Origin of the sequence: Duganella sp. sic0402 (assembly GCF_019219065.1) — a bacterium.
Classification (GTDB): domain Bacteria; phylum Pseudomonadota; class Gammaproteobacteria; order Burkholderiales; family Burkholderiaceae_D; genus Rugamonas.
Map to the genome: position 1 here is coordinate 26,040 of NZ_JAHUWK010000009.1, position 16,927 is coordinate 42,966.

The following is a 16,927-nucleotide window of genomic DNA, read 5'->3' on the forward strand; positions in this document are numbered from 1 at the left end:
TCATCATACTTGCACCAGCGGGCCAGGGTTTTTCAGGTATTGTTTTTTGATCGCTTCGGCGGCAAACAGTGTGATGGCGCCGATGGTCGCGGTCGGATTGGCCTGGAAGTTCTGCGGGAAGGCGTTACCGCCCGGTACGAACACGTTGTGCACGTCCCACGATTGCAGGTAGCGGTTCAGCGCCGAGTCGCGCGGCGAATCGCCCATGATCGCGCCGCCCACATTGTGGGTCGATACGTACTTGGTGATGTCCCAGTGCGAATCCAGCGACAGGAAGTTTTCGTTGATGTGATCCGGTCCCAGTTCCTTGGCAATGCCGAGCACCATGTCGCGCAGATAGCGTTGCAGCTTCAGCTCGTTCTGGCGCCAGTCGAAAGTCATGCGCAGCAGCGGCTGGCCCCATGGGTCTTTATAGTTCGGATCAAGGTCCAGATGGTGGCCGCGATACGACATGCAGGTGGTGGTGATGCCGATCTTCATCGAGCGGCCATACCAGTCGACCATGCCTTCTTTCCAGCCCTTGCCCCAGCCTGGCGTGCCCTTCGGCAGCGCGGTGCCGATCGGCGCACCGGTCGCTTGCGAGCTGTGAATCTTGGCGCCGCCGATGAAGCCCATCTTGATCCCGTCTTCAAAGTTACCTGGCGAGATGTCGTTGAACATTTCGCCGGTAGCGCCAGCGGTAGCGAAGGGGTTGAAGTGCTTGTCCTTGAAGAACAGGGTGGCGTCGCCATTACTCAGGAAGGCGTAGTTGCGGCCGATGGTGCCGGTTTCGGTCAGCGGGTTGTAGATCTGGCCGATGCCCGACAACATCATCAGGCGTACGTTGGCGAACTGGAAGCTGGACAGGATGACGATCCTGGCCGGCTGGAACACTTCGTTCTTGTTTTCGTCGACATAAGTAACGCCTTTGGCGGTCTTCTTGTCGGCGTGCAGGTCCACGCGGATGACGTTGGCGTTGGTGCGCATGCTGAAGTTCGGCATGCGTTTCACCACGTCCAGGATGGTCGTCTGCGGCGAGGCCTTGGAGTAGTTCAGGCATGGATACTTGGAGCAATAGCCGCAGTAGTTGCACGGCGCCAGCTGCGCACCGTACGGGTTAGTCCACGCCTGCGACACATTGGCCGATGGGTTCGGGAACGGGTGGTAGCCCATCTTCTTCGCGGTCTCGGCGAACAGCGAGCTGTTGTAGGTGTCGTGCAGTGCCGGCAGCGGGTATGGGCTGGAGCGTGGGCCCTCAAACGGATCGCCGCCCGGCTGGATCACGCCGTTCAGGTTGCCGGTGTTGCCGGACAGGCCGCAGATTTTGTCGAACTTGTCGAAGTACGGTTCGATCTCGTCCCAGCTGAACGGGAAGTCCTTGATGCGCATTTCCGGATCGAGCGTGCCGCGCTTGTAGGCGTGGTCGGCGTAGGTCTTGAGCTTGATGTCGGTGGTGGTCGGACGGATCAGCACACCGGTCCAGTGCAGGCCGGAGCCACCGACGCCGGTGCCAGGCGCGAACGCGCCCCACTTGCGGGTTGGCAGTGCGGTTTCGCTATCGTTGTAGCGCACGGTCAGCGCGGCGTCGCGCGGGGTGGCGAAGACTTTGTTGCGGATCGCGTAAGCGTATTGGTCGGCTGGTTTCGGGTAGGCGAAATCTTCCGGTGGACGGTCCGGGCCGCGTTCCAGCGCGCGCACTTTCAGACCTTCCTTGGCCAGTTCGATGGCCATGATCGAGCCGGCCCAGCCGAGGCCGACGATGACAACGTCGACTTCGTCGTTAGTAATGTTTGCCATGATGTTCTTTCTTTTCTTGAGCGCGGCGGTTAAGCACGTTTACCGCTGACGCTGACCGGACCCAACGGATACTTCACGTTGTGCATGTCCACCCATTCGGTGAAAGCGGCGCGGGCGCCTGGGAAGCCGATCGCCACCCATGCCTTCATGTCCTTGTTGCCGCCGTACATAGGATCGGCCAGGTAGCCGTTCTTGGCATCGCCCAGCAGCTGGTTGAAGAACGACGACGCCTTCAGCGCCGGTTCGCCCAATTCGGCGAAGCTGATCTCGTTCTTTTGCAGCGCGGTCAGCATGGCGTCCTTGTCGGCGTCCGGCAGTTGCTCGAACTGCTTGCCGTGCTTCTGCTTGGCGTACTGCTGCGACAACTTGATGCCGGCGCGGTAGCTCTGCTGCGGCGTCAGCGTGCCCTGGAAGCCCAGCGTGGGCGCCGGATTTTCCGGGTGCGGGCCATCCATGTAGACATCATCGCCGAGGCCGTTGTGCAGTTGCTGGTCGATGAACACCGGCACATTGGTTTCCAGCGCGCCAGGGCCGCGGCCTTCGGCCGGGATCAGGCGGTCACAGGCGGCCAGGATGAACTGCCATTCCGGCGCCGAGAAGAACACCGGCTGGTACTGGTTGAGGGAGACACCTTCCAGGCCGTCGGCGTGCGCCTGACGGACCAGCGGGATCGATGCGATAGGGACGGCCGCTGCAGTGGCCATGAGAATAGTCCGTCGCGAGGGACTGAATTTGCCTGAGGACATAGGTAGCGAATTGTGAGTTTTGGGGAGGAAATCACCCGTTGGCATGAGGCTGCAGCGGGCAGTAAAACTTGATATAGCGCAAAAACTGAAAACAGTTTAAAGCACATTTATTACATCGTCAAACTATTCATTGATAAATATATGGTCTGACCACGTAACAATTGGTCAGACCAATTTCGGCGAGACTATAGCAAGAATGTAGCGAGAATGACAGCGCCTCGCCTACCCGCAGAGGGTCAGGCAAGGCCTCGTACTTAAGCGGGATAGCGGAATGGCCGGAGAAAGGCTGTGTTGTGCCAGCTCAGAAAGCTTATGCTTCCGCAGCATCCAGCAGGAAATCGCGCAGCAGGCGGGCGCTGGGGCCGATGCGTTGTGAATGCACCAGGTAGATTTCCAATGGCGCGGTCTGCGCTTCCGGCAGTATGTGGATCAGATCGCCCGTTGCCAGCAGCGATGCGGCATCGTAGGCTGGCAGGCGCGCGATGCCTTCGCCTGCCAGCACAAAGGCCAGCCGCGCGGCGGCGCTGTCGGTGACTACATCGCCCTTGACCGGAATCTGCACCTCCTTGCCATCCTCGCGCACGGTGGCGGCGCGTTGCGTCGGCGGATAGATCACCCAGCGGTGCTGCGCCAATTCCTGCACCGTTGCTGGCACGCGGTAGCGGCGCAGATAGGCAGGCGCCGCGCATAGCATGGTCGGCTCGCGCACCAGCCGCCGCGCTACCAGAGAAGAATCGGCCAGCGGGCCGGCGCGCACCGCCAGCTCGATGCCCTGCTGTACCAGATCGACATTGGCATCGTTCATCGCCACGTGCACGCGAATGGCCGGGTAGCGCCGTCGGAATTCCAGCAGCGCCGGCATGATGCGCTTGCTGCCAAAGTGATGTGAGCAGGTGATGCGCACCTCGCCACGCGGCTCGGCCCGCAGCAATTCCATGCCACGTATGCCGTCGTTGGCTTCGTCCAGCAGGCGTTCGCAATGCACGCGAAACGCCTCGCCAGCCGGTGTCAGGCTGAAGCTGCGGGTGCTGCGCTGCGCCAGCGGCACACCCAGCTTGGCTTCCAGCGCGCGGATGTGATGGCTGACCACGGCGCGCGTCAGCCCCAGCGCGCGCGCGCCGGCGGCAAAACTGCCGCTGCGCACCACAGTGGCGAAGATGGCCATGGCCCGCAGCTCATCCAATATCAGTGAAGGATCGCTCATGATTGGCTCAATTAATTTGACATTGCGTCAGCATAGCAGTATCTACCGACGACCGGCCGATCCTCCTATAGTTACCTCACCCCCCGACATTACGGGATTTTCTCAAATCACAGGAGCTTATGATGAGTATCAAACACGTGCTGTTTATTTTGACAAACGCTGCTGAGATCGGTCCGAACAACCGTCCCACCGGTTATTTCTTCCCCGAAGTCGCACACCCGTTTGAGGTGTTCGATCACGCCGGCATCGCCGTCGAATACGCTTCGCCATTGGGCGGCGCCATTCCCGAAGACGGCTACGACGAAAGCGATCCCGCGCAACTGGCCTTCCGCAACAGCGCCGCGATCCGCCGCCTGAACCACAGCCGCAAGCTGTCCGAAGTCGATGTACGCGACTATGACGCCATCTTCTTCCCTGGCGGCCTGGGCCCGATGGTCGACATCGCCCATGACCTGGACGTGAAACGCGCCGTGGTCAGCGCCTGGGAAGCCGGCAAGATCGTCGCCGCCGTCTGCCATGGCCCCGCCGCCTTCCTCGGCGTCAAACTCGAAGACGGCACGCCGCTGGTCCACGGCCGCAAGCTGACTTCGTTCTCCAATGACGAAGAAGCGGGCTACGCACAGGCCGACGTGCCGTTCAACTTGGAAACCGCGTTACGCGAAGAAGGCGCGATTTACTCGTCGGCAGATGTCTGGCAAGAGAAGGTGGTGGTTGATGGCCGCCTGATGACCGGCCAGAACCCTGCTTCCGGCGGCCCGCTGGCAAAAGAAATCGTCAAAGCCTTGCAAGGAGAAGCAGCATGAGCGCCGGCGTGATCACCGTGGTCGCACGCTGGCAACCGGTAGACGGCAAGCTCGGCGAAGTGCTGGCCGTACTGGCGGAAATGCGCCCCAAGACGCTGGCGGAACCGGGCTGCCTGGGCTACGAAATCTACCGTGGCATCGACAGCCCGCACAATCTGCTGCTACTTGAACACTATCGTGACGAAGCCGCACTGGAAGCGCACCGGCAGTCCGAACACTACCAGTCGCTGGTGATCGGCCACGCCCTGCCCTTGCTGGCGGACCGCCAGGTCGAGCTGCTGCAAGCCCGCGCCTGAGTCGCCATGCCGCACCCTGCCCACGCCCGTGCACGCCGCGCGGCGGGGCGGGGCGTTGACACAAAAGGCGTATAGTCTCTTCAAAAATACTTTTACACGAGAGACTGCCTATGAAAACGCCCTCATTGAAAACCGCTGCCGCGATCATCTTCGCAGCCGCTTCCGCTAGCGCCGCCGCCGAAGCGGACGTCAGCTACATCAACGCGACTGAGATGACCGACGTTCCACGCCACCATAAAGACCTGGAGACGATGGAGTTCAACTTCACGCAGCACCTCAAGCAATTGTCCGAACAGCTACCGGCGGGGCAGGTGCTGAAAGTGGCGTTTCTGGATATCGACCTGGCGGGCGACGTGTTCCCGCGCGTCCCGGTGCGCGACATCCGCGTCACCAAAGGCCAGGCAGACTGGCCACGCATGCACCTGCGCTACAGCATCGAGCAAGACGGCAAGGCCATCCGCAGTGGCGAGGCCAAGCTGTCCGATCCCAACTACCAGATGGGCGTCAACACCTACCAGCAAGACCTTTACGGCTACGAAAAGCAAATGCTCGACAAGTGGTTCCGCAAGGAGATCTTGCCGCCGAAGCGCTAAGATCTCTCGTGCACAAAACGACTCGGCTTAGTGCGCTTCGGAAGCGTTGAACATGGTTTTAGCGTAGATCAGGCCCAGACCGTAGCCGCCGCCGTGTGCGATCGAAGTGGCCACAGTTTCGTCGTAGGTCTCGCCGCGTGCCCAGTCGCGCTGCAGTTCGAGCAGATATTGCAGCGAGGTCATGGGACGGGCGCCTGCCTGCACCATGCGCTGCACGGCGCGTTCGTGGGCTTCATCGGAGACGTCGCCGCTGGCATCGGTGATGACATAGACTTCAAAGCCTTGATCGAGTGCCGACAGTGCCGGGCCTACGATGCATACCGAAGTCCACAGGCCGGCCAGCACGATTTTCTCTTTGCCGATGGCATTCACTCGCTCGGCGATACGCGGATCTTCCCAGGTGTTCATGGTGGTGCGGTCGATCGCGACTTCGTCCGGGAACACGTCCTTGATCTCGTTGAAGATCGGACCCGAGAACGATTTTTCCGCCACCGTCGTCAGGATGGTCGGCACTTTGAATTCCTTGGCGGCTTTCGACACCAGCGCCACGTTGTTGCGCAATTGGACAGGATCGATCGACTTGGTGGCAAACGACATCTGCGACTGGTGATCGATCATGATCAGGGTGTGGTTGCTTGGGCTCAGCAGGGTTTGACCTGGTTTGGCGATGGCGGTTGGCATGTTCATTCTCCTTGGAATATTCAATAATTTCGATTTAGTGTTTGACGCTGCTTTCATTGTTGCTGCGTCGATGGAATGAAGTATGCCCGGTCAGACATAAAACAAAAAGCGGAAAAATTTCCGCCTTATCATCGAAATATTCGAACATCCAATATTTGCATCGCTATTTGCCATTTATTTCTTGTTGTTATAAATTGCACGCCGGCCATTGTGCTTTTTTACTAACTTGGAGAATGCTGATGATCTGGACTAACTGGGCGGGCCTGGTGGTAGCGGGAGCGGCGCTGGCGGGATGCGGCGGCGGCGGCAGCAGCACGCAGCCCACCACGCCGCCGGCGCCATCCATCGTCGTGCAAGGCGGCATCGCACGGATGATCGCCAAGGACACCAGCATCCACATCGAGGTGACGGCACAGGCCGCCAACTTCACACCCACCGGCACGCTGTATGCCAGCGCCGGCGACGGCGCCAGTCTGGTGCAAGGCCCCGTCACGGTGACCTCGAACGGCGGCGGCAGCTACACCTTCGCACTCGACACGCTGCCCACCAAGCCGGGCGGCCGCTACACCGGCAACCTGACCATCAAGCTGTGCAGCGACCAGGCGTGCACCACTGCACAGGCCATTCCATCAATCACCGTGCCGTTCGACGTGACCGTACAGACCAGCGACAGTGCCTGGCCTGGCGACAAGCTCACCGCCTTGTCCGCCGTCAGCGGCGTGGCGGACTGGGCCACCTTCCAGGGCAATAACGCCCACACCGGCTACGTGCCGATGGAGGTCAAGCCGGATCAGATTTCGCTGCGCTGGAAGCGCGGCGCGCTCAACAACAGCAACGTTGGCTACAACGCCGTCATCTCGACGCTGGTGACGTCAAATGGACGCTTCTTCGCCAGCGGCAACAACAAGCTCACCGCCTACCAGGAAAGCGACGGCAGCGCCGCGTGGAGCTACGACACCAGCGGCCTGACCTACCCGTCCGTCAATCCGCCCGCCGTCGACAATGGCGTGGTCTACATGGCGGCCGGTCAGCAGAGTTCGACCTATATGATGGCCTTCGACGCCGCCACCGGCAGCGTGCGCATGAAATCCGCCATGAGTTCGCAGTGGGAACACTATCTGCCGCCGATCGTACAGAATGGCGCGGTGTACACCAATGCCGGCTCGTATGGCGGCCTCTATGCTTTCGCCCTGAGCGGGGAGCGCCTGTTCACTGGTGCGCTGTCGCAAACCGCGATGTGGTCACCGGCCGGTGACGCGCGCGCCATCTACGCCTACACCGGTGATGCGCTGACCATGTTCGAGCCAAAAACCGGATCAGTGCTGGCCAGTATCAAAGACACGACGTTCAGCAATTACGTCTATCAGGTGGGCGGTGCCGCTGTGATCGGCGCCAATGGGGGCGTCTACGCGGCGGCCTATACCAACGGCTATCTCAATGGCGGCGGCATCGGCAATGCTCTGACGCGCTTCGACACGCTGAAAGGCTTCCTCGACTGGCGCGTACCGGGCGTCTACCGCGTCACCCCGGCGTACTCGGACGGGGTGCTGTACGCGCCCAACTTCAATCCCTACCGCGTGGAAGCGCGCGCCGAGACTGACGGCAAGCTGCTGTGGTCGTGGACGCCACCATTGAGCGGTGAAGTCACCTTCCAGGCGTCGCCGGTGGTGACGAAAAACCTGCTGTTCGTCAGCACCAATCTGAACACCTACGCGATCGACCTGAAAACCCACCAGCCCGTGTGGAGCTATCCGGCGCCGGGATACCTGGCCATCAGCCAGAACGGCATCCTCTACATCCAGAGTCCCGATGCGCTGGTCGCGGTCAACCTGAAATAAGCACGGCAATAAAAAATCCCCGCAACGTAGTAACGTTGCGGGATTACCCGCTAACGCAGTTTCTTGAATTTCAGATGCCTGACCTCATCGACGGTCACATGGAATCCAACAATCTCGTTATTCTTGCCCCGCTCAAATGTGATGCCTGCCATGAAGCTTTTGTTCCCATAAAATACATCCGCTTTCACCGGCTTCAGCATCACGTTGCCTGCCTGTAGGCTCTGTGCTGTGAGCGTACCGCTGCTCGCATCGACCACAAACGAAGCATTGATTTCTTCGCTATAAAAGACGCCTGAAAACTGTGCCAGCTCGGCTGGTGTATAGGATGCAGCGGTGTATGGCTCGAAGATCACAGGATCGCTGCCGGCCATCGAGAAGTGCATGGCTTGGCCCTTGAATTGAATATGATATTCATCGTCGCCATCTATTTTCATTTGAAACAGCGATGCACTCAAAGGTATCAGGGCGCGCTCGGTTCCCTCCAGCCGGCTGTAATATAAAGCGCCGTCCCTGACATACACTTTGGCGGCAAGCGCCCGCGTTGGGCTCCAATAATTTCCCGCAAATTTCTGTAGCTGCTCTGTACTGAGCGGCACACTTTTGATGTTGCTGTAGTCGATGGTTTCCGCTTCAGTAAAGTCGTCTTTCAAGAGAATGGATGCTGTCCGCATCGCATAACTCCCGTTATAGGCCAGGCCTGAGCTGAGTACCATCACCGTAATATCCTGCTGAGGAAAACGGAAGATCGAACTCGCATAGCCACCATGACTTCCCAGCTGGTAGATTTTGGGGATGCCGCGCTCTTTGCCGGCATGCTGCTGTCCGTAGATTGAGATGCTGGATATGTCTTTGATGATGTCGCCGTTATCCAGCTTGATCGGCAAGCCAAGCTTTCTGGCCGGTGAGGTCATACTCCCCTTGGGAGATAAAATGGCTGAGCGCCAGGTCGAGAAATCGCGTATTGAGGTATAGAGATTCACCGGACCGGGAACACTGCGGCTGCCATAGTCCGTCTTGTACCAGCCCTTGCCCATATCTCGATAGGGTGTCGCCGTGTTTTCCAGCAGCGTGCCGCTGTCGGAAAGGAATACCGTGTTCGACATACCCAGCGGAGCGAAAATATGCTCCCTGCAAAACGCATCAAATGTTTGGCCGGAGATAGACTCCACGATTTTCGCCAGCAATATGAGCCTGGTATCGCTGCCCGGTGAGAACATCGTACCGGGTCTGAAACTCAAGTCTTTCTGGCGTTTTATCAGCGCAATGACGTTCTGCTGCTGGTCTGCGCCGGACGGCTCCCATCCAGCCAACGCTTTCAGCACCTTGTAGCCATAGACGCCATCCGTCGAACTCAGCAAGTGATTGATCGTGACCTTGTCGGCAAATTCAGGCAGCTCGGGGAGATATTTTTTGATGTCGTCATTGAGCGCCAGTTTGCCCTGGCTCTCCAGCATGAGTGTGGCGTAAGCGATGAATTCCCACGCCAGCGTATCGATCTGAAATTTCGTCTCGACCGTCGCGCCAACCTTGTATTCCAGGTTGGTGCTGCCGAAGACTTTCTGATAAATCAGCTTATCTTTTTTAAATAAAGCCACCGCTACTGCCGGCTTGTCCGGCGAGTCCAGTTCGCGGAAGACCTGGTCAAAAGCTTGCACGGTAGCCGGCGTCACCTCGACATCCGCATGCGCCATAGCGGCCCACAACATCAGGTGCCCGGCAATGATCTTCTTGAGCGTATTCATTGAGATTTCCCCTTCAGCGTGTCGATCACTTTCTGGGCTACCGACGCCGTCGCCGACGGGTCCTGTCCCGTGATGATGTTGCCGTCCGCAACATAAAATTGACTTGCCCACGATTTTTCGTAGACAAAGCTGCCACCATTTTTAGTGATTTGCTTGTCTATGGAAAAGGGGAAGGTCTTGTAGTACTCGGCCTGGGTATCTTCAAACATATCAGGGAAGCCAGTGATTTTCTTATTGGCGACGATGAAGGCGCCCTCTTTATTCTTCAGATTGGCAATGCCGGCCGTGCCGTGGCAGATCGCTGAAATAACGCCACCCTGCTCATATATCTTGCCAGCGATAGCCTGGATATTGCTGTGCTCGGCAATGCCGAACATGGCTGAGCCGCCTCCGCTGTAGTAGATGGCTTGATAGTCGCCCGGATTAATCATCGAAGGCGAAAGCGTGCTCTTCAGCCTATGCATGAATTCAGCGTTGTATAAATACTCTTTCTGGGTTTTATCCGAGGTTTCGATGTAGCCTAAAGGAATCGCACCGCCAGTGGGACTGACAAAATCCACGGTATAGCCATTTTTTATGAAAACATCATAGGCAATGACGATTTCCTGAAAGTGGTTGGCGGTGTTAATCGTGGTATTTCCATAGGTATGCTGATTGGATGTGACAAACAACACCTTATTTTTATGTTTTGGAATTTCTTTCCAGGTGTAGCTTTTTTGGACAATCTTCCAATTGTTTTGATACTTCACCAGCATGAAGTAATCTGTGTAGATCCTGAAGTTTGGTATCAGTATTTCTGCTTTGGCTGTAGCCACATCATTTTCAACGTCGATGGACAAGATGCGTCCAATGCGGCTGTTCTTTTCACCCGGCTTTATATCGGCGATGTATTGTGCGCCCGAACGAACCAGTAATTCTTTTGCGTCATTCACCGCGTAGAGCTTAAAGTCGGGATGAAAAGCTTTTTGTAGCCTGGCTGGCTCACCATTGGCTGTCCCGACGATGTAATCAAGCAGCGTTTCGGTGATTTGTTCCCTGTCGGTTTTGCTCGTACCCATCGCATTGGGAACGGGTGAGCCCACGGCTCCCCTCAGCATGCAAAATAGAAGACTGACACCGATAAGGGTGCGTAAAAAAATAGATGGACGCATACATTCGCCTGGAGTGACACAAGTACCTGTTTACCGAAGGTAAATACGGTGGTTCAGCCACCGTGAAGGAATCGGCTAGCCAAATGCGAACTTAGGCTGGATAGTGGCGTCCGTGGTCATGGACCATAATTTCGGACTCCGGATACATGATTTCAAAGGATGGGATGGCACCCACGCAGGCGTGAGCGCGACTTAGATTGAGACTTGGCAGTCTTGCGCCGCCGGAGGGGAAGTTGGCTTGGCCGCAAATGCGGCCCGGTAGCTGGCAGGGGTTTGCCCAGTGATCTTCTTGAAAGCGGCAAAAAAAGTAGAATCGGAATTGAAACCGCTACGCTCGGCAACAAGCTCCATATTCAAATGTGACTCTTGAACCAGCAAGTCTTTGGCGTACTCAATGCGGAACTCGTTAATATATGCATTAAAGCTTTTCCCAGAGTTCTCATTGATCACCTGAGAAATTGTGGTTTGCAGGCTGCCCATTTTCTTGGCCAGCATTGCCAGACTTAACATCGGATTCAGATAGAGCTGCTGTTCATGCATCATCTTGTTGAGCGACTCCAGCAATGCAATGGCATCTTTCTGCGCCAGTTTGCGATTCTGGTATTTCTCTTTTTTCTCTGGATCAGCTACGACTTCGTTTTGCAAAAGATAAGACAGGATCGTAATATGTATAGAGAAAGTAAATGAGAGCGCGCCCACGATATACGATGTAAACGGGGTACTGACATAGGCAAGGAGTATAAGGAAACTACCGAAGTAGACGCTTAATAACAGCAAGCTTCGCCGCCTGTCCTCAGCAGCCAATAGAGCACGCGACATCCAAAGCTGTTTTCCCGCCAACAATAGGTATAAAAACCAATACGCATGTATGCCACAGATCACATAATATCGGGTGCTGGCATGATCGATATATGGAAAAACTACACCCATCGTGATCAGTAAACATCCCACAAGAAGATGTCCGTGCCAATATTTATCAGGCGGACGTTGCGCCAGATCGGCAAGATAACAATGCACATACAGATAAGTCAGCGGTCCGATAAGCAGACAGGCCGATAAACCTAACTGAAGAAATACCGGCGCCAGGTCCGGATTAAAATAATAGAAGGTCGATTTAGCGGTGCGAAAGCCGATCGCCAGCAATAAAGCACCCAGTAGCGTGTTCGCCAAACGGTGCGAGCGGCGGCTGAAGAGATACAGCGCCAGCAAAATGCCATTCACCGCTCCCAGTGCGCTGAAAAGAAATAGTAGTAGGCTTGAGATCACTGGCGATTTATCGAATTGAATTTACACAAAGGTACAGCCAACAAAAAAGCCCGTCACGTCAAAGTGTACGGGCTTTTATTTCAGTTCAGCGGCAATGCCTTAGAACGGAATGTCGTCATCCATGTCCGAGAAGTTCGGCGCTGGACGTGGTGCTGGACGTGGTGCCGGGGCCGGTGGCGCCATTTGTGGGCGAGGGGCCGGAGCCTGGCGCGGAGCCGGGGCTTCGTAACCGCCGCCGCCGTAGCTGTCGTCACCACCAGCGTCGCCGCCCATGCCGGAACGGCCGCCCAGCATCTGCATATTTTCAGCGATGATGTCGGTGGCGTATTTTTCGACGCCGTCTTTGTCGGTGTACTTACGGGTCTGCAGACGGCCTTCAACGTAGACCGACGAACCTTTTTTCAGGTACTGGCCGACGATTTCCGCCAGGCGGCCGAAGAACGAGATGCGGTGCCATTCGGTCAGCTCTTTCTGCTCACCGGTGTTGCGGTCTTTCGATTTGTACGAGGTCGCCACGGCGATGTTGGCGATCGCATCACCGCTAGGCATGTAGCGAATTTCCGGATCGCGACCCAGATTGCCGACGATGATGACTTTGTTGACTGATGCCATTTTATTAAAACTCCAATGTGATCGGCGAAAGTAGAAGTTTAGCTCACTTTTGCGATAGGCCCCTATTTCTCTGTGCCCTATTTGCTATGTCTCAATGTCCGGCGCGCCGGCCTGGTGGAACACCAGCTCATCAACACGCTGGCCCTGCCGCAAATGCTGCTCGATGATGCGATCCATGTTCTCCGGCGTGACGTTGTAGTACCAGGTACCGTCCGGCTGCACGCAGACAATGGGGCCGCCTTTGCAGGCGGCAAAACAACCGACCCGGCTGCGCTTGACGCGCAGGTCGCCCGCATCCAGCCCGGCCGCCTTGAGCTTGCCGCCCAGGCTGTCGAACAGCGCCTGCGGCACGCCCTCGGCGTTGCAACGCGGGCCGGTGCACACCAGCAGGTGACGATGGTAGTAGCCGATTTTCGGCTTAACAACGGGTTCGCTCATATTTTCCTAAATGAAGCGCCGCATCTTACAGCAAGCCGTGCGCAGCCGGTATGATAGGCCTGGAACGCAACCGAGGATGCATATGGCAGCAGAGGGGAAAGTCTATTTGATCGGCGCGGGGCCGGGCGCGGCGGATTTGATCACCGTGCGCGGCGCGCGCCTGCTGGCGCAGGCCGACGTGGTGCTGTACGACGCGCTGGTCACGCAGGAGATGCTGGCGCTGTGCGCGCAAGCCGAGCTGATCTCGGTCGGCAAACGCTCCGGCCAGCGCTCGACCGCGCAAACCGCCATCAATCAGCAGCTGGTCGAGTGTGCGCAGCGCTACCACACCATTGTCCGCCTCAAGGGCGGCGACCCGATGCTGTTCGGCCGCGCCGACGAGGAGTTGCGCGCGCTGGAAGCCGAAGGCATCGAGGTGGAAGTCATCCCCGGCATCACCACCGCGCTGGCGGCAGCCGCAGCCACCAAGCAGCCGCTGACGCGCCGCGGCGTGGCCCGCAGCGTGGCCTTCTTCACCTCCAGCACCGCGCCCGGCGAACCGGATCACCCGGCGCTACCGGAAACCGACACCCTGGTGCAGTACATGGGCGGACGCGAAGCCGCCGCCACCGCCGCGCGCCTGCTGGCCGAAGGCCGCCGCCCGGATCTGCCGGTGGTGGTGGTGGAAAATTGCAGCCGCGCCGACCAGCGCATCGCGCGCCTGACGCTGACCGGCCTGGCCAAAGGGCTGGACGACGCCCACGGCCCAGTGCTGGTAATGATCGGTGAAGCGCTGCAACAACGCGACCATCAGCCAAGTTGAAACGACGCAAGAAAATACTGGTATTATATACAGTGTAGCGCGCCGCCAGCACGATCCATCCCACCGCCCGGCGCGGGAATTCAAACCCGGCTATAGTGTCGGGTTGACTCTAAAGGCCAAAAATCCCATGGAACAGATCCGCATTCGCGGCGCACGCACGCATAACCTGAAAAACATCAATCTTGACCTGCCACGCAACAAGCTGATCGTGATTACCGGCTTGTCCGGTTCCGGCAAATCGTCGCTGGCGTTCGATACGCTGTACGCCGAAGGCCAGCGCCGCTATGTGGAGTCGCTGTCGGCTTACGCCCGCCAGTTCCTGCAACTGATGGAAAAGCCGGACGTCGACCTGATCGAAGGCCTGTCGCCGGCGATTTCGATTGAGCAGAAAGCCACCTCGCACAACCCGCGTTCGACGGTCGGCACCGTGACCGAGATCCACGATTATCTGCGGCTGCTGTACGCGCGCGTCGGCACGCCTTACTGCATCAACCACCCGGACCAGGCGCTGGCCGCGCAAACCGTCTCGCAGATGGTCGACGCGGTGCTGGCCCTGCCGGCCGACACCAAGCTGATGATACTGGCGCCGGTGGTGGCCAACCGTAAGGGCGAGCACGTCGATTTGTTCGAAGCCATGCAGGCGCAGGGCTTCATCCGCTTCCGCGTGCAGAGCGGCACGCACGACGCCAAGATCTATGAAGTGGAAGACCTGCCGAAGCTGAAGAAAACCGAGAAGCACACCATCGACGTGGTGATCGACCGTGTCAAAGTCAGCCCCGAAATCAAGCAGCGCCTGGCCGAAAGCTTCGAAACTGCGCTGCGCCTGGCCGATGGCCGCGCCGTGGCGCTGGAAATGGATAGCGGCGTGGCACACGTCTACTCCAACAAGTTCGCCTGCAATACCTGCGGCTATTCGCTGCAGGAGCTGGAGCCGCGCCTGTTCTCGTTCAATAACCCGATGGGCGCGTGCCCTGAGTGCGACGGCCTGGGTCACATCGAATTCTTCGATCCGAAACGGATTGTCGCCTTCCCGAATCTGTCGCTGGCTTCCGGCGCGGTGAAAGGGTGGGACCGCCGCAACCAGTTCTACTTCTCGATGCTGTCCAACCTGGCGGCGTTCTACGAGTTCGACCTGGACCTGCCGTTCGAAAAACTGCCGAAGGCAGCGCAGGAAGCGGTGCTGAACGGCTCCGGCAAGACCACGATCCCGTTCACCTACATCAATGAGCGCGGCCGCACCGTGGTCAAGGAACACACTTTTGAAGGTGTGGTCAACAATCTGGCGCGCCGCTACCGCGAAACCGATTCGATGGCGGTGAAAGAGGAACTGGCCAAGTTCATCAACGAGAAAAAATGTCCATCGTGCGAAGGCGCGCGCCTGCGCGTGGAAGCGCGCTACGTCAAAGTCGGCAGCGGCAAGCAGGAACGCGCGATCTATGAGATCGCCGAGAAGCCGCTGCGCGAAACGCTGTCTTTCTTTGAGCAGCTGAAGCTGAAAGGCGCGAAGAAGGAAATCGCCGACCGCGTGGTGAAAGAGATCATCTCGCGCCTGCAATTCCTCAACAACGTCGGCCTCGACTACCTGTCGCTGGACCGCAGCGCCGATACGCTGTCGGGCGGCGAAGCGCAGCGTATCCGCCTGGCGTCGCAGATCGGCTCCGGCCTGACCGGCGTGATGTATGTGCTGGACGAGCCGTCGATCGGCCTGCACCAGCGCGATAACGACCGCCTGATCGACACGCTGAAGCACCTGCGCGACATCGGCAACAGCGTGCTGGTGGTGGAACACGACGAAGACGCGATCCGCACCGCCGACTATGTGGTCGACATGGGTCCGGGCGCCGGCGTGCATGGCGGCGAAGTCATCGCCGCAGGTTCGCTGAAGGACATCCTGAAAAACAAGAAATCGCTGACCGCGCAGTACCTGAGCGGCGCGCGCAAGATTGAGGTACCGAAGCAGCGCCACGTCGCCGATCCGGACAAGCAGTTGACGATCACCGGCGCCACCGGCAATAACCTGAAGAAGGTCAATCTGACGCTGCCGGTCGGCCTGATGACCTGCGTGACTGGGGTTTCCGGCTCAGGCAAGTCGACGCTGGTGAACGACACGCTGTTCCCGGCGCTATCGCGCCACCTGTACGGTTCGCAGACCGAGCCAGCGCCGCACGACAGCATCAGCGGTCTGGAACATTTCGACAAGGTGATCTCGGTCGACCAGGCGCCAATCGGCCGCACGCCGCGTTCGAATCCTGCGACCTACACCGGTTTGTTCACGCCGATCCGCGATTTGTTCTCCACCGTGCCGACCGCGAAAGAGCGCGGCTACAGCGCCGGCCGTTTCTCGTTCAACGTCAAGGGCGGCCGCTGCGAAGCCTGCCAGGGCGATGGCGTGATCAAGGTCGAGATGCACTTCCTGCCGGACGTGTACGTACCATGCGACGTTTGCCACGGCAAGCGCTATAACCGCGAAACGCTGGAAGTGCAGTACAAGGGCAAGAACATCACCGAGATCCTCGACATGACGGTCGAGGACGCGCACGAGTTCTTCAAACCGGTTCCGCTGATCGCGCGCAAGCTGCATACGCTGCTGGACGTGGGCCTGGGCTACATCAAGCTGGGACAGAGCGCGACCACGCTGTCGGGCGGCGAGGCGCAGCGCGTCAAGCTGTCGCTGGAGCTGTCCAAGCGCGACACCGGCCGCACGCTGTACATCCTGGATGAGCCGACCACCGGTCTGCACTTCCACGATATCGACCTGCTGCTGAAGGTGATCCACCGCCTGCGCGATCAGGGCAACACCTTGGTCATCATCGAGCACAATCTCGATGTGATCAAGACCGCCGACTGGATCGTCGATCTGGGTCCGGAAGGCGGTGCTGGCGGCGGCAAGATCATCGCCAGCGGTTCGCCGGAAGAGGTGGCTGCCAACGCCGCCAGCGTCACCGGCAAATATCTGGTGCCGCTGTTGAAGTAAGCATA

Annotated in this window: 15 protein-coding genes; 6 read left to right on the forward strand and 9 right to left on the reverse strand. The window is 58.4% G+C overall.

Translation table 11 applies throughout. The features are described 5' to 3' along the window. Positions 1-3: 3 nt before the first annotated feature. The 3 genes from KW842_RS19960 to KW842_RS19970 all read right to left on the reverse strand — a co-directional run bounded on the left by KW842_RS19960 (position 4) and on the right by KW842_RS19970 (position 3,726). Positions 4-1,776: a GMC family oxidoreductase gene (locus tag KW842_RS19960; protein ID WP_218305877.1), complete on the reverse strand. Its 1,773-nt coding sequence runs from the start codon at positions 1,774-1,776 to the stop codon at positions 4-6. A gap of 29 nt (positions 1,777-1,805) precedes the next feature. Next, complete coding sequence (locus KW842_RS19965) at positions 1,806-2,480, reverse strand: gluconate 2-dehydrogenase subunit 3 family protein (protein WP_373925214.1); 675 nt, start codon at positions 2,478-2,480, stop codon at positions 1,806-1,808. 352 nt (positions 2,481-2,832) lie between these two features. Beyond that, the gene (locus tag KW842_RS19970; RefSeq protein ID WP_229223810.1) at positions 2,833-3,726 is read right to left on the reverse strand and encodes a LysR family transcriptional regulator; all 894 of its coding nucleotides are present in this window, start codon (positions 3,724-3,726) and stop codon (positions 2,833-2,835) included. A 119-nt stretch (positions 3,727-3,845) separates the two neighbouring features. On the opposite strand from KW842_RS19970, the gene KW842_RS19975 reads away from it, so the two are divergent. The 3 genes from KW842_RS19975 (at position 3,846) to KW842_RS19985 (ending at position 5,418) form a co-directional block, all read left to right on the forward strand. Next, positions 3,846-4,529, forward strand: a complete 684-nt coding sequence (locus tag KW842_RS19975; protein WP_229223811.1) for a type 1 glutamine amidotransferase domain-containing protein — start codon at positions 3,846-3,848, stop codon at positions 4,527-4,529. Then, entirely contained in the window at positions 4,526-4,825 is a 300-nt protein-coding gene (locus KW842_RS19980; protein ID WP_218305879.1) for a putative quinol monooxygenase, read from the forward strand. Before KW842_RS19975 ends, KW842_RS19980 begins: the two co-directional genes overlap by 4 nt. Positions 4,826-4,935: 110 nt before the next feature. Then, entirely contained in the window at positions 4,936-5,418 is a 483-nt protein-coding gene (locus KW842_RS19985; RefSeq protein WP_218305880.1) for a DUF3016 domain-containing protein, read from the forward strand. 27 nt (positions 5,419-5,445) lie between these two features. On the opposite strand, the gene KW842_RS19990 is transcribed toward KW842_RS19985, so the two are convergent. Continuing rightward, positions 5,446-6,099: a hydrolase gene (locus KW842_RS19990; RefSeq protein WP_218305881.1), complete on the reverse strand. Its 654-nt coding sequence runs from the start codon at positions 6,097-6,099 to the stop codon at positions 5,446-5,448. A 239-nt stretch (positions 6,100-6,338) separates the two neighbouring features. Here KW842_RS19990 and KW842_RS19995 point away from each other — a divergent pair, with 239 nt between their 5' ends. Continuing rightward, the gene (locus KW842_RS19995; protein ID WP_218305882.1) at positions 6,339-7,937 is read left to right on the forward strand and encodes a PQQ-binding-like beta-propeller repeat protein; all 1,599 of its coding nucleotides are present in this window, start codon (positions 6,339-6,341) and stop codon (positions 7,935-7,937) included. 50 nt (positions 7,938-7,987) lie between these two features. On the opposite strand, the gene KW842_RS20000 is transcribed toward KW842_RS19995, so the two are convergent. From KW842_RS20000 to KW842_RS20020, 5 genes are all read right to left on the reverse strand, one after another. Next, entirely contained in the window at positions 7,988-9,679 is a 1,692-nt protein-coding gene (locus KW842_RS20000; protein ID WP_218305883.1) for a serine hydrolase, read from the reverse strand. Beyond that, a complete protein-coding gene (locus KW842_RS20005) occupies positions 9,676-10,830 on the reverse strand; it encodes a nuclear transport factor 2 family protein (protein ID WP_218305884.1) in 1,155 nt (384 codons plus the stop codon). The genes KW842_RS20000 and KW842_RS20005 overlap by 4 nt, the downstream gene beginning before the upstream one ends. Before the next feature lie 192 nt (positions 10,831-11,022). Beyond that, on the reverse strand, positions 11,023-12,051 hold the full coding sequence (locus KW842_RS27780; RefSeq protein ID WP_218305885.1) for a helix-turn-helix domain-containing protein: 1,029 nt from the start codon (positions 12,049-12,051) through the stop codon (positions 11,023-11,025). Between the two features lie 144 nt (positions 12,052-12,195). Beyond that, on the reverse strand, positions 12,196-12,708 hold the full coding sequence (gene ssb, locus KW842_RS20015) for a single-stranded DNA-binding protein (protein ID WP_218305886.1): 513 nt from the start codon (positions 12,706-12,708) through the stop codon (positions 12,196-12,198). An 84-nt stretch (positions 12,709-12,792) separates the two neighbouring features. Then, positions 12,793-13,146 carry a ferredoxin gene (locus KW842_RS20020; RefSeq protein WP_218305887.1) on the reverse strand — a complete coding sequence of 118 codons (354 nt, stop codon included), beginning with the start codon at positions 13,144-13,146 and terminating at the stop codon, positions 12,793-12,795. A gap of 82 nt (positions 13,147-13,228) precedes the next feature. On the opposite strand from KW842_RS20020, the gene cobA reads away from it, so the two are divergent. Further along, positions 13,229-13,948 carry a uroporphyrinogen-III C-methyltransferase gene (gene cobA, locus KW842_RS20025; RefSeq protein ID WP_218305888.1) on the forward strand — a complete coding sequence of 240 codons (720 nt, stop codon included), beginning with the start codon at positions 13,229-13,231 and terminating at the stop codon, positions 13,946-13,948. A 127-nt stretch (positions 13,949-14,075) separates the two neighbouring features. Then, positions 14,076-16,922, forward strand: a complete 2,847-nt coding sequence (uvrA, locus tag KW842_RS20030; protein WP_218305889.1) for an excinuclease ABC subunit UvrA — start codon at positions 14,076-14,078, stop codon at positions 16,920-16,922. The last annotated feature ends 5 nt before the right edge of the window (positions 16,923-16,927 follow it).

What these genes read in the sequence shown, in the direction of transcription:
- KW842_RS19960 (WP_218305877.1), bottom strand. Translation starts at nt 1,776, where the DNA reads ATGGCAAACATTACTAACGACGAAGTCGACGTTGTCATCGTCGGCCTC.
- KW842_RS19965 (WP_373925214.1), bottom strand. Translation starts at nt 2,480, where the DNA reads ATGGCCACTGCAGCGGCCGTCCCTATCGCATCGATCCCGCTGGTCCGT.
- KW842_RS19970 (WP_229223810.1), bottom strand. Translation starts at nt 3,726, where the DNA reads ATGAGCGATCCTTCACTGATATTGGATGAGCTGCGGGCCATGGCCATC.
- KW842_RS19975 (WP_229223811.1), top strand. Translation starts at nt 3,846, where the DNA reads ATGATGAGTATCAAACACGTGCTGTTTATTTTGACAAACGCTGCTGAG.
- KW842_RS19980 (WP_218305879.1), top strand. Translation starts at nt 4,526, where the DNA reads ATGAGCGCCGGCGTGATCACCGTGGTCGCACGCTGGCAACCGGTAGAC.
- KW842_RS19985 (WP_218305880.1), top strand. Translation starts at nt 4,936, where the DNA reads ATGAAAACGCCCTCATTGAAAACCGCTGCCGCGATCATCTTCGCAGCC.
- KW842_RS19990 (WP_218305881.1), bottom strand. Translation starts at nt 6,099, where the DNA reads ATGCCAACCGCCATCGCCAAACCAGGTCAAACCCTGCTGAGCCCAAGC.
- KW842_RS19995 (WP_218305882.1), top strand. Translation starts at nt 6,339, where the DNA reads ATGATCTGGACTAACTGGGCGGGCCTGGTGGTAGCGGGAGCGGCGCTG.
- KW842_RS20000 (WP_218305883.1), bottom strand. Translation starts at nt 9,679, where the DNA reads ATGAATACGCTCAAGAAGATCATTGCCGGGCACCTGATGTTGTGGGCC.
- KW842_RS20005 (WP_218305884.1), bottom strand. Translation starts at nt 10,830, where the DNA reads ATGCGTCCATCTATTTTTTTACGCACCCTTATCGGTGTCAGTCTTCTA.
- ssb (WP_218305886.1), bottom strand. Translation starts at nt 12,708, where the DNA reads ATGGCATCAGTCAACAAAGTCATCATCGTCGGCAATCTGGGTCGCGAT.
- KW842_RS20020 (WP_218305887.1), bottom strand. Translation starts at nt 13,146, where the DNA reads ATGAGCGAACCCGTTGTTAAGCCGAAAATCGGCTACTACCATCGTCAC.
- cobA (WP_218305888.1), top strand. Translation starts at nt 13,229, where the DNA reads ATGGCAGCAGAGGGGAAAGTCTATTTGATCGGCGCGGGGCCGGGCGCG.
- uvrA (WP_218305889.1), top strand. Translation starts at nt 14,076, where the DNA reads ATGGAACAGATCCGCATTCGCGGCGCACGCACGCATAACCTGAAAAAC.